This window comes from Pseudomonas sp. GM30, from assembly GCF_000282275.2.
In the GTDB taxonomy this organism is placed as follows: domain Bacteria; phylum Pseudomonadota; class Gammaproteobacteria; order Pseudomonadales; family Pseudomonadaceae; genus Aquipseudomonas.
The window spans coordinates 58,873-71,230 of sequence record NZ_AKJP02000022.1; the positions used below are offsets into that span (position 1 = coordinate 58,873).

Consider the following 12,358-nt stretch of genomic DNA (forward strand, 5'->3'; position numbering starts at 1 on the left):
GCCGATGGAACGTATCCCGATTCTTCAAATGGGCAAGTTCCTGCTGGTGACCATTCAGGTCGACATGCATGACCAGCTCGCCCTCACGTTGCAGGACGACTTGTCCGAGCGCATCAGCAAGACCTCGGCGCGTGGCGTGCTGATCGACATCTCGGCGCTGGACATGGTCGACTCGTTCATTGGCCGGATGATCAGCACCATCTCCGGCCTGTCGAAAATCATGGACGCCGAAACCATGCTGGTCGGCATGCAGCCGGCGGTGGCGATCACCCTGGTCGAACTCGGCCTGACCCTGCCGGGTGTCAGCACCGCACTGAACGTCGAGCGCGGGATGAAACTGCTGCAGGAACGAGTAGACCGGCAATGACCGTACGCAGCAGCGGTACTCAACCCATCCATATCGAGCAGGATGTCGTGCTTGCACGCCAGACCGCCCGCAAACTGGCCACCGAATGCGGGATGCGCCTGATCGACTTGACCAAAATGGTCACGGCGGTCAGCGAACTGGCCCGCAATACCATGGTTTACGGTGGCGGCGGCGACATGGACTGGCAGATTCTCGATGAAGATCACAAGGTCGGTCTGCGCCTGACGTTCCGCGACGAGGGCCCCGGTATTGCCGATATCAAACTGGCGATGACCGACGGCTGGACCTCCGGCAGCGGCATGGGCCTGGGCCTGACCGGCGCCAAACGGCTGGTCGAGGAGTTCGAACTGGACACGGAGCCCGGTAAGGGCACCCGAATAACGATCACCCGATGGACATGAATATCGCGGGGTCGCTGACCCAGGTGCTGCTGATCGAAGACAGCAGCCAGATCGGCCATGCCCGGCGTACCGCGCAACGGCTCGCCGAGCAACATGGCTTTGATGCAACCGATGCCGGACGTGTGGCGCTGGTCGCCACCGAACTGGCGAGCAACATACTCAAGCACGCCAGCCGTGGCGAAGTTCACCTGCGCCTGCTGCCGCGCCTCAACGGGTACGGCATCGAGATGCTCGCGGTCGATCGCGCACAGGGCTTTGACCTCGACGCCTGCCTGACTGACGGCTTTTCCACCGGCGGCACCCAGGGCATCGGTCTTGGTGCCGTGGCGCGGCAGACCGAAGTCTTCGACGTCCACGCCGACGCCCGTGGCGCGGTGCTACTGGCGCGTTTGTACCCGCGCGGCGACCGTCAACCGGACTTGCGCTACGGCGTCAGCCAGCACTCGTTGCACAACGACCCGGCGTGCGGCGACACCTGGCACCTGGCGTACAACGGCGCGAATGTCAGTGCGCTGGTGATCGACGGCCTCGGCCACGGTGAAGATGCCGAGCGCGCGGCCAAGGCCGGCGAGCGGGTGTTCGCCCAAACCCCGTTCGCCAGTCCGGTGCTGCTGATGGAGGATATGCACCGCGACATGATCGGCAGCCGTGGCGGCGCAGCCGCGTTCGCCCAGTACAATGCCGCCCGCGACGGCCTGACGTTTACTGGCGTGGGCAACATCGGCGCCAGCCTGATCACCGCCGACAAGTCGCGGGGCCTGGCCTCGCACCCGGGCATCGTCGGAGGCCAATACCGAAAAGCCCAGCCCTTTGACTATGCTCACGTGAACGGACATCTATTGATCATGTACAGCGACGGCTTGCAGTCCCGTTGGAATCTTCAAGACTACCCCGGTCTGGTGCACCGCCATCCCGCCGTGATAGCCAGCGTCCTGCACCGCGACTTCTGTCGCGGGCGCGACGATGTAACCGTGCTGGTCGTTGCCCTGGAGGCCGCCCATGGCTGAGTCGCCAACCCTGAATGCTGCCGAACAGGCTGCGCTGATCGCCCGATTGCAGAGCGAGACCGCGGCCCTGCGCGAGGAACTCGACGAGACCAACCAGGGCGTGCTGGCGCTCTATGCCGAACTCGACACCCAGGCGGAAGAACTGAGGCAGGCCTCGGATTTGAAAAGCCGTTTCCTGTCGTATATGAGCCATGAGTTCCGCACGCCGCTGGGTTCGATCCTGAGCATCAACAGCTTGCTGGCCGATGAGCTCGACGGCCCGCTCAGCCCCGAGCAGCACAAGCAGGTGGCGTTCGTCAGCAGCGCCGCCCGCGAACTCAGCGACATGGTCGATGACTTGCTCGATCTGGCGAAAATCGAAGCCGGGCGGATCAGTATTTCTCCGGCGTGGTTCGACATGTTCGACCTGTTCTCTGCCCTGCGCGGGATGTTCCGGCCGATCGTCGATGCCTCGGCGGTGGACCTGATTTTCGAAGAGCCGGTCGGCCTGCCGCGCCTGTACACCGACGACAAGAAACTCGCGCAGATTCTGCGTAACTTCATTTCCAACTCGCTGAAGTTCACCACCCGAGGCGAAGTGCGGGTCTCGGCGCGCCTGGAAGGCTCGGACAAAGTCCGTTTCGCCGTCAGCGACACCGGTATCGGTATCGCGCCGGAGCTGCATGGTGCATTGTTCGAGGACTTCTCGCAGGTCGACTCGCCATTGCAGAAACGCCTGCGCGGCACCGGTCTCGGCCTGTCGCTGTGCAAGCGCTTCGCCGCCCTGCTCGGCGGCGAGGTCGGGATGGACAGCGCCCCTGGGGTCGGCTCGACCTTTTTCGTGATCATTCCACTGGCGCTCGCCTTGGAGAACGTCGATGAAACGTGACATCCGTCTATTGATCGTCGACGACAACGCCGCCACCCGCTACGCCTTGCGCCGGCGTCTGGAGCGTCATGATTACGAGGTGCTGGAAGCCGGTACTGGCAGCGAGGGCCTGGCGCTGATCGCGAGCGAGGTTCTCGATGCACTGATCCTCGACGTCAACCTGCCGGACATGAGCGGCTTCGATATCGTGCGGATCCTGCGCGCCGATGCACGCACCGCGTTGCTGCCGGTGATCCACGTGTCCGCCGCGTCGATCCAGACCGGCGACATCATCACCGGCCTCGACGCCGGCGCCGATGCCTACCTGATTCACCCAGTGGACCCGGACGTGCTGCTGGCGACCCTGCGCACCCTGCTGCGGGTGCGTGATACTGAAAACGCGCTGCGCGAGAGCGAGGCCCGGTTCCGCGAGATTTTCGTCAATGTCTCGGCGCCGATTGCCGTGCTGGATGCCAACCTCAAAGTGCACGAGTGCAACCACGCCTTTGCGCAGATGATTCAGGACAACCGCGCCCTGGACACCCTCAGCGAATGCTTTGACCAGAACCAGAGCGCAATCCTCAATGAGCTGCGCCTGCGACTGGTCGATGGCGAACGCTGGAAAGGCACGCTGAACATGCGCGTGCAGGGCGAGATTCGCGAAACCGAATGGCAGATTTCGCCGTACCGCACGCCGCAGCTGAGTCTGGTATTCGTCGAGGATGTCACCGAACATCGTCATCGCGAACGCTCGCACCTGGCACAGCTGGACGACACCACCACGCAACTGGCCAAGGAAGTCGCCGAGCGGGTGCGCGCCGAATCGCAGTTGCTGCAAGTGCAGAAAATGGACGCACTGGGCAAGCTCACCGGCGGCATCGCTCACGACTTCAATAACCTGTTGACCGGGATCATCACCAGCCTCGAACTGATCCAGAAACGCATGGCCGATGCGCGTCCGGACAAGGTGCAGTTCTACGCCGAAGCCGCACTCAATTCGGCGATGAGTGCGGCGTCCCTCACCCATCGCCTGCTGGCCTTCGCCCGTCAGCAGCCGCTGGACACGCGACCGGTGGACATCAACGAGCAGGTGCGCTCGCTGGAAGAATTGCTGATGCGCACCATCGGCGAACGCATCACCCTCAAACTTGAGCTGACCAACAAACCGGCGATCGCCCTGGTCGATCCGGTGCAACTGGAAAGCGCGGTGCTGAATCTGGTGATCAACGCCCGCGATGCGCTGCCCAAGGGCGGCAATATCTGGGTCAACACCTATGCCGCGTATTCCCATGGCGATCCGAACATGGCCGATGGCGCGTATGTCGCGTTGTCGGTACGCGACGATGGCACTGGCATCGAGCACAGTGTGATCGACAAGGTCTTCGACCCGTTCTTCACCACCAAGCCGCTGGGTCAGGGCACCGGGTTAGGGCTGTCGACCATCTACGGTTTCGCCCGCCAGTCCGGTGGCGATGCACATATCCGCAGCGTGGCAAGGCGCGGTACGGAAGTGACGATCATGCTGCCGGCCACCAGTGACCCGACCGGAGCGGATATCGCGCCGGTGGTTGTCGATCCGCAGGGTTCGGGCGAGCACGTGCTGATCGTCGAGGACATGCCGGCGGTGCGCATGTTCGTCACCGAAGTGCTGGAGGATGCCGGTTATCGCTGCACCCAGGCGGCGGATATCGAAACCGCGCTGGAGCGTTTGCAGAATGACCCGACGATCGACCTGCTGCTGAGCGACGTCGGTCTGCCGCGCATGAGCGGCCGGGAACTGGCGGACGTGGCGCGGGGCTGGCGTGAAAGCCTGCCAATTCTGTTCATGACCGGTTACGCCGAGACCGCGATCAATCGTCAGGTGTTTCTGGGCAGCGGCATGGAAATGCTGGTCAAACCCTTCCAGATCAGCGAACTGCTGGACAAGGTCCGCCGCACGCTTGATGGTGCCTGATACACCGCTTTCGCGAGCAAGCTCGCTCCCACACAGGATCTGTGTTGATCACCCATCCTGCTCACACCACAAAATCCTGTGGGAGCGAGCTTGCTCGCGAAGGCGTCGGTACACCCAGCATCATCATTGCCTGAAACACCGCTTTCGCGAGCAAGCTCGCTCCCACACTGGATCTGTGTTCATCACCCATCCTGTGCACACCACAAAAACCTGTGGGAACGAGCTTGCTCGCGAAGGCATCGATACATCCGGCATCTTCATTGCCTGACCCACCGCTTTCGCGAGCAAGCTCGCTCCCACACTGGATCTGTGTTCATCACCCACCCTGTGCACACCACAAAAACCTGTGGGAGCGAGCTTGCTCGCGAAGGCATCGATACATCCGGCATCTTCATTGCCTGACACACCGCTTTCGCGAGCAAGCTCGCTCCCACACTGGATCTGTGTTCATCACCCACCCTGTGCACACCACAAAATCCTGTGGGAGATTCTATGTTGCTCAGCAACCCTAAAATCTCAAACTGATCGGTATTCGCCCTGATTCTTCATCAGGGTGAATGCCACTCGGCAGAGCTTGCGAGCAAGAGCTACCAATGCCTGGGTTTTCGAGAAGCCTCTGGCCAGGTAAGACTCGTAAAAAGGCTTCCACTTGGTTGAGCGACACGCCGCCATTGCGGCGTTGTAGGCTAATCGACGGATCTCCGGATCTCCTTTTTTGCTCAGGAACCTCGGGCCGTTCTTTTTCCCCGAATCGTCCACCGTCAGATCCATACCCAAAAACGCGATGAACGCGTCGCTGTTGGCAAAGTCACCGCGCATATAGGTCGTTGCCAACCCAGTCGCAGTCAGCTCTCCCACGCCCTCGATCGCTTTGCAGCGGCCAATATTGTCATCAATACCGGCCTCTTTGCTGACTTTGCGCAGCAGGTTTTGAATGACCTTGTCGGATCGCTCGAATGCCTTTTGCTGAGCCGTACGTTCTTTCTTCAGCAAGGGTTCATCGGCCCAGCTCAACATCAGACCCGTATGGTTCTGAATCAGCGTCGCGCGTCTGTGCAGCAAGCTTTTCAGTACGGTGTAGGCTTTAGGAGGCGGGTTCCAAAGCCGCAGTTTGCTTTGTTCATTCGTCAGATAGCGCGCGAGCACGCGTGCATCGCAGGGATCATTTTTGGCTCGCTGACCGACACCGCGACGATAGTGGCTGACTCGATAAGCATCCACCACATAGACCTGATGTCCCATCGCATGAGCCAGATCAACAGTCTCCAAATGGTAGATATTGGTGGCTTCGACAGCGATAGCGCTTTGCGCGGGCAGAGTTTTGAGCCAACGTTTGAGGGCGGCACGATCATTCTTGACCGTTTCAATGGTTTCCAGGTCGGCGCGATAGACAACGATTTCGGCCTTGGCGATATCGATACCAACAACCGTCTGCGAAGTAAGGATTGTCATGACGAATCCTCGGAGCTAGGGTTTAAGAGCTTGTTGGGGTCTACCGTTGCGCTGGCTTGTCTCTGTCGTCGGTTTACCGATGAATTCCTTATTGGCGCTTTGGGTAGAAGGGGCGGGACGAGAAGTCTCCCACGGTCTGTACTGGTCAGAGTCAGAATCGAGTCTGTAGTCCCGCCCACCCCTTCAAGTCTAAACATACAAGCGAGCCTGCTCGCGAAGGCAGCGGTACATCCAGCATCTTCATTGCCTGATACATCGCTTTCGCGAGCAAGCTCGCTCCCACACTGGAACTGTGTTGATCACTCATCCTGTGTACACCACAAAACCTGTGGGAGCGAGCTTGCCCGCGAAGGCGTCGGTACATCCAGCCTCTTCATTGCCTGACACACCGCTTTCGCGAGCAGGCTCACTCCCACAGTGGATCTGTGTTGATCATCCATCTTGTGCACACCGAAAATCCTGTGGGAGCCAGCCTGCTGGCGATGGGGTCGGTGCTATCGGCTCAAAGCCCGCGCCAGAAACGGTGCGGTGCGGCTCTTCTTGCTCGCTGCGACTTTCTGTGGAGTGCCGGCGGCGACGATTTTGCCGCCCTGATCTCCGGCCCCCGGGCCGATGTCGATTACCCAGTCACTCTGTGCCACCACGCGCATTTCATGTTCGACCACGATCACCGTGTGCCCGGCCGTGACCAGTGTATCCAGTTGTTCCAGCAGCCGATCAACGTCTCGCGGATGCAGCCCGGTGGTCGGTTCATCCAGCACATACAGGGTCGCGCCGCGCTGATTGCGCTGCAGTTCAGTCGCCAGTTTGATCCGTTGCGCCTCGCCGCCGGACAGTTCGGTGGCTGGTTGGCCGAGCCGCAGATAACCCAGGCCGATGTCACGCAGCACCTCCAGCGAGCGACGAATACCCGGTTGCTCGCCGAACACTGCGACCGCCTCTTCAACGGTCAGTTGCAGCACCTGCGCAATGCTCAGACCTTGCCACACAATCGCCAGGGTCTGCGGGTTGTAGCGCGCGCCATGACAGGTCGGGCACGGCGCATACACGCTCGGCATAAACAGCAACTCGACACTGACAAAACCTTCACCCTCGCAGGTCGGGCAGCGGCCCTTGGCGACGTTGAAGGAAAACTGCCCGGCGTCATACCCCGCCGCCCGCGCCTCGGGTGTGGCGGCGAACAGTTTGCGCACGTTGTCGAACAGCCCGGTGTAGGTCGCCAGGTTCGAACGCGGCGTGCGGCCAATGGGTTTCTGATCAACCTGCACCAGGCGTTTGATCGACTCCAGCCCCGCCGTCACCTGACCACTGCTGGCCTGCGGCGCATCATCTTCAAGACTGAGTTCTTCCGGCTCCTCCTCAACCACCGGCCGCCCCAACTGCGCGCCGACCAGTTCCAGCAACGCCTGACTGACCAGACTCGACTTGCCCGAACCGGACACACCGGTCACCGAGGTGAAACAGCCCAGCGGAAATTCAGCGCTGAGGTTGTGCAGGTTATTGCGGCTGATCCCGTCAAGTTTCAGCCACCCTGTCGGCTTGCGCGCGGTGCGGGTCTGCCGCTGGCTCTCGGCAAACAGATAAGCGCGGGTCTGCGATTCATCGATCTCGGCCAGCCCGGCCGGCGGGCCGCTGTACAACACCCGCCCACCCTTTTCACCCGCCGCCGGGCCGACATCGATCAGCCAGTCGGCACGGCGCATGGTCTCCAGATCATGCTCGACCACAAACAGCGTATTGCCGTCGGCCTTCAAGCGCTGCAAGGCCTCGAACAACGCCTCGCCATCGGCCGGATGCAAACCGGCGGACGGCTCGTCGAGCACGTAGATCACACCGAACAGTTGCGAGCCCAATTGCGTCGCCAGGCGCAAACGCTGCAGCTCGCCGGACGACAGCGTCGGGGTGCTGCGCTCCAGCGCCAGATAACCCAGGCCCAGATCGGTCAGGGTGCTGACCCGTTCCAGCAGATCCTCGGCAATCCGTTGCGCCGCCAGGCGTTTTTCCAGCGACAGGTTCGGCGTGTGGCGCACATCCGGCGCACTGGCGTGACCGCTGCCACCGTGAGCCACACGCTGCTGACGCGCCTCGCGGGTCTGCGCATGGCTCAGGGTTTCGCCGGTTTCCTCGGCGTGGTCCAGATAGGTTGCCGCCGCCACTGGCCGCAGTACCTCGGCCACTTGCAACAACGGCATCTGCGACAGCTCACCGATGTCGTAACCGGCAAAGGTCACCGACAACGCTTCACGCTTGAGGCGTTTTCCGTCACACAACGGGCACGGGCTGCCGAGCATGAACTGCGAAACGCGCTTCTTCATCAGCGCACTTTGCGAGTGGGTGAAGGTGTGCAGGATGTAACGGCGGGCGCCGGTGAAGGTGCCCTGATAACTCGGTTCCATCTTGCGTTTGAGGGCGACCCGGGTTTCTTCCGGGGTCAGCCCGGCGTACACCGGCACGGTCGGGGTTTCTTCGGTGAACAGAATCCAGTCACGCTGCTTTTTCGGCAGTTTCTTCCAGGGAATATCGACGTCGATGCCCAGGGTCACGAGGATGTCGCGCAGGTTCTGCCCCTGCCACGCCAGCGGCCAGGAGGCCACGGCGCGTTGGCGGATGGTCAGGTTCGGATCAGGCACCATCAGCGCTTCGGTCACTTCATAGACACGCCCCAGGCCGTGGCACTCCGGGCACGCGCCTTGTGGGGTGTTCGGCGAGAAATCCTCGGCGTAGAGCATCGGTTGCCCCGGCGGATAACTGCCGGCGCGGGAATAGAGCATGCGAATCAGGCTCGACAAGGTGGTCACGCTGCCCACCGACGAACGCGTGCTCGGCGTACCGCGCTGCTGTTGCAGGGCCACGGCGGGCGGCAGGCCTTCGATGGAATCGACATCCGGCACGCCGACCTGATCGATCAAGCGTCGCGCATACGGCGCCACGGATTCGAAGTAGCGTCGCTGGGCTTCGGCGTACAACGTTGAAAAGGCCAGTGACGACTTGCCCGAACCGGAGACGCCGGTGAACACCACCAGCGCGTCGCGGGGGATATCGACATCGACATTCTTCAGATTGTGTTCCCGGGCGCCACGCACCCGAACCATGCCGGCGGGTGCTTTGGAGGTGCGTTTGGAAGTCATGGGCTGTCCCTGCAGAAAAATTAGGAGCGAAGTTGAACCCTGTGGTGAGGGGATTTATCCCCGATCGGCGGCGCAGCCGGCGCAGTCACTGCAAATCCCATATAGCTGTAAAAATGCTGGGGAGTGCTGCGCACTCCATCGGGGATGAATCCCCTCGCCACAGGGAATCAGGCACTGAGCACCGAGCGAATCATCTGCAGCAACGCCTCCGGACCATACGGTTTGCCGAGCAAATGCGTGTCCGGACTCAACTGGTGGTTGCGTGAAATGATGTCGCGGGTGTGGCCGGAGGTGAACAGCACCGCCACCGGCGGCGTCTGCACTTTGGCCCAGGCTGCCAAATCGGAGCTCTTGATCAACCCTGGCATCACCACGTCGGTGAAAATCAGATCCACCCCGATACCTTCCAGCAACATTTGCATCGCCACGTCACCGTTGCCCGCGGTCAGTACGCGATAACCTTCTTCGCGCAGCAACTCTACCGCCGAGGCGCGCACGGCGTCGTTGTCCTCTACCACCAGAATGGTCTCGTGGCCGCCCCCCTGTTGCGGGTCGACGCTTGGCGTCTCATCGAGAACCGGGCGCAGGCTGCGCGGAAAGTACAGTTGCACCCGCGTGCCCTCGCCCACGGTGCTGTCGATCTCGACGTGGCCGCCGCTCTGTTTGACGAAACCGAACACCATGCTCAAACCGAGCCCGGTGCCCTGGCCGTCGGCCTTGGTGGTGAAAAATGGCTCGAACACCTGCTCGAGCATTTGTGGCGCAATGCCAACGCCGGCATCGCTGACCATCACTCGCACGAAATCGCCGGCAACGATGCCTTTGCCCGCGCAGAAATTGCTGTCCAGCCGGGTATTGAGGGCGCTGAGGACAATCGTGCCCTCGCCCTTCATCGCATCCCGGGCGTTGATCGCCAGGTTGAGAATGGCGTTTTCCAGTTGATTGCGGTCGACGTTGATGTGCCACGGTTCCTGCGGCAACTGCACATCGATCTGAATGGTCTCGCCCAACGCACGCTGGAGCAATTCGCCGACACCATCGAAGATCTGCCGTGGATCGCACACCGCCGGCGACAAGGGCTGACGTCGGGCGAAAGCAAGCAATTGCGACGACAGTTTGGCCCCGCGCTCGACCGCCGCCAGCGACGCGCTGACCCGGCGTTGCACGTTGGCATTGTCCGGCTCGTGCCGCGCCAGCAAGTGCAGGTTGCCGGCGATTACCTGCAGCAGGTTGTTGAAGTCGTGGGCCACACCGCCGGTCAGGCCGCCGATGGCTTCAAGCTTCTGCGACTGGCGCAGTTGCTCTTCCGCCGCCAGCCGCGCGCCCACTTCATCAGCTACCCGTTGTTCAAGGTTGCGGGTGAATTTGAGCAGGGATTCTTCAGCGTTCTTGCGCTCGTGGATGTCGATCAACACGCCGGGGAAACGAAACGCTGCGCCGTGTTCGTCGAACTCGCAGGCGCCACTGGCCAGCACCCACAGGTAGCTGCCGTCCGCGCGTCGCACGCGGTACTCGGCGTTGTACGGCTCGCCGGTCTGCACCGAATGGCTGACCCGATCATGCACCCACGCCAGATCGTCCGGGTGGATCCGCGCTTCGCAGTAGGACTGCGGCAGATTGCTCAAGTCCTGATCCGGCGGATACGAAAACGTGCGGGCGAAACGCTCATCCGCCGACAGCACATTGTGCTTCACGTCCCAGACAAACGAGCCAAGCAAGGCCCCGGCATTCAGCGCCAGCCGCACCCGCTCATTGTCAGCGCGATAGGCATCTTCCGCGGCCTGACGCAGCTGTTCGGAGCGCATGAATTCGGTGGTTTCGACCACCATCGCCATCACCCCGGCGGGCACGCCGGCATCGTTGGCCACCGGGCTGTAATACAGATCCATCCAGACGTCTTCGGGCACGCCATCGCGCAGCAGCACCAGTTCCTTGTTGCGGTACGACAAGGTGCCGCCCGCCAGACAGGTGTCCACCACATGCCGGTTGAAATCGGCGACTTCCGGCCAGCCCAGTTCCACCGGCGAGCCCAGCAGGTACGGATGGCGACCACCGGCAAACTGCGAGTAGGCATCGTTGTAGATCATGTAGCCGGCACGGCCCCAGAGCATGACCATCGGCAACGGCGACGCCAGCATCAATTGCACCGCGCTGCACAGGCTCGCAGGCCAGTTCTGCAGCGGACCGAGTTCGGTGTCGCTCCAGTCGAACGCACGAATACGCCCGGCCATCTCGCCCTTCCAGCCGTCACACCCGTGACTTTCGGATAAAAACTGCATCGATTGACTCGGTGTCCTGTGGTGTCTGTCCGATAAATCGCAGCGCTTGACGAACGCGGCGCCCGTCTGTTTCGAGCGCCACCGACCGCATTGGTTTCATTGAAGGTATAGCTGATTTCACGCCGCGGCCGGGGTCAGACCCCGATCAGGTGTTTGAGCGGATGGTAGCCAGTTTTCATCTTCGCTGCGACGTCGAGAATGGCCTTTTCAATGCCGTTCAGGTGCATGCAGGTCAACTCGATGGCGGCACTCTGATTGCCCGCTTCGATGTACTCGATCAGCCGCAGGTGCTCGTCGTCGCGGCAGGCTTCGTGGCTGTCGTCATCCAGCGCGGCGGCGTACAGCGAGGCGCGGGAAATCAGTTTCTGGAACCAGTCGAGCAGCACCGGGTTATTGAGGCTGCGCGCCAGTTTGATGTGGAACTCGCCGAGCAGGTGGATCAGCCGTTCGTGGTCGCCAGCGGCGTGGGCCTCGTCTTCCAGCAACAGATGCTCGCGCAGGTCTTGCATCGCGGCGGTGTCCTTGCGCCGGCACAGCTCGGTGACGATGCCGATCTCGATCAGGCGCCGGGTTTCGAACAGCGAACGGATCTCTTCATTGCTCGGCAACGACACCGATGCACCTTTATTGGGCTCGGTGGTGACCAGTCCGTCGGCCTCCAGTTGCTTGAGCGCAGCACGCACCGACGTACGGCTGACATTGAACAGTTCGGCCAATGAGGCCTCGCCCAGCTTCATCCCCGGACGCAGCGAACGCTTGCTGATCGCCTCGTAAACCCCTTGGTAGACGCGGTCGACCGTGGTTTCCAGTTTTTTCTCGGTCATTGCAACACTCCTTTAGCGTCAGGCAACCGGCCCCTGGCGATGACTGGCCATGGAAAAAGGGGGTTGCACACGCAGATTAATCCGGGTATTTCTAAATTG

Annotated in this window: 9 protein-coding genes; 5 read left to right on the forward strand and 4 right to left on the reverse strand. The window is 61.6% G+C overall.

What is annotated here, in order from left to right; genetic code table 11:
* Positions 1-4: 4 nt before the first annotated feature.
* Genes PMI25_RS13635 through PMI25_RS13655 form a run of 5 tightly spaced genes read left to right on the forward strand, consistent with a single transcriptional unit; the run spans position 5 to position 4,576 of the window.
* Entirely contained in the window at positions 5-367 is a 363-nt protein-coding gene (locus tag PMI25_RS13635; protein ID WP_007912539.1) for an STAS domain-containing protein, read from the forward strand.
* The gene (locus tag PMI25_RS13640) at positions 364-768 is read left to right on the forward strand and encodes an anti-sigma regulatory factor (RefSeq protein WP_003225570.1); all 405 of its coding nucleotides are present in this window, start codon (positions 364-366) and stop codon (positions 766-768) included. Before PMI25_RS13635 ends, PMI25_RS13640 begins: the two co-directional genes overlap by 4 nt.
* The gene (locus PMI25_RS13645; RefSeq protein WP_007968814.1) at positions 765-1,775 is read left to right on the forward strand and encodes an ATP-binding protein; all 1,011 of its coding nucleotides are present in this window, start codon (positions 765-767) and stop codon (positions 1,773-1,775) included. The genes PMI25_RS13640 and PMI25_RS13645 overlap by 4 nt, the downstream gene beginning before the upstream one ends.
* Entirely contained in the window at positions 1,768-2,643 is an 876-nt protein-coding gene (locus PMI25_RS13650) for a sensor histidine kinase (protein ID WP_007968812.1), read from the forward strand. Before PMI25_RS13645 ends, PMI25_RS13650 begins: the two co-directional genes overlap by 8 nt.
* Positions 2,633-4,576, forward strand: a complete 1,944-nt coding sequence (locus PMI25_RS13655; RefSeq protein ID WP_007968810.1) for a response regulator — start codon at positions 2,633-2,635, stop codon at positions 4,574-4,576. The genes PMI25_RS13650 and PMI25_RS13655 overlap by 11 nt, the downstream gene beginning before the upstream one ends.
* 516 nt (positions 4,577-5,092) lie before the next feature.
* Here the strand turns inward: PMI25_RS13655 and PMI25_RS13660 are convergent.
* The 4 genes from PMI25_RS13660 to PMI25_RS13675 form a co-directional block, all read right to left on the reverse strand.
* Positions 5,093-6,028: an IS110 family transposase gene (locus PMI25_RS13660; protein ID WP_024164461.1), complete on the reverse strand. Its 936-nt coding sequence runs from the start codon at positions 6,026-6,028 to the stop codon at positions 5,093-5,095.
* Between the two features lie 494 nt (positions 6,029-6,522).
* The gene (locus tag PMI25_RS13665; RefSeq protein ID WP_007969659.1) at positions 6,523-9,156 is read right to left on the reverse strand and encodes an excinuclease ABC subunit UvrA; all 2,634 of its coding nucleotides are present in this window, start codon (positions 9,154-9,156) and stop codon (positions 6,523-6,525) included.
* Positions 9,157-9,323: 167 nt separating this feature from the next.
* Entirely contained in the window at positions 9,324-11,435 is a 2,112-nt protein-coding gene (locus PMI25_RS13670) for a hybrid sensor histidine kinase/response regulator (RefSeq protein WP_007969661.1), read from the reverse strand.
* Between the two features lie 134 nt (positions 11,436-11,569).
* Complete coding sequence (locus tag PMI25_RS13675; protein WP_007969663.1) at positions 11,570-12,259, reverse strand: GntR family transcriptional regulator; 690 nt, start codon at positions 12,257-12,259, stop codon at positions 11,570-11,572.
* Between the last annotated feature and the right edge of the window lie 99 nt (positions 12,260-12,358).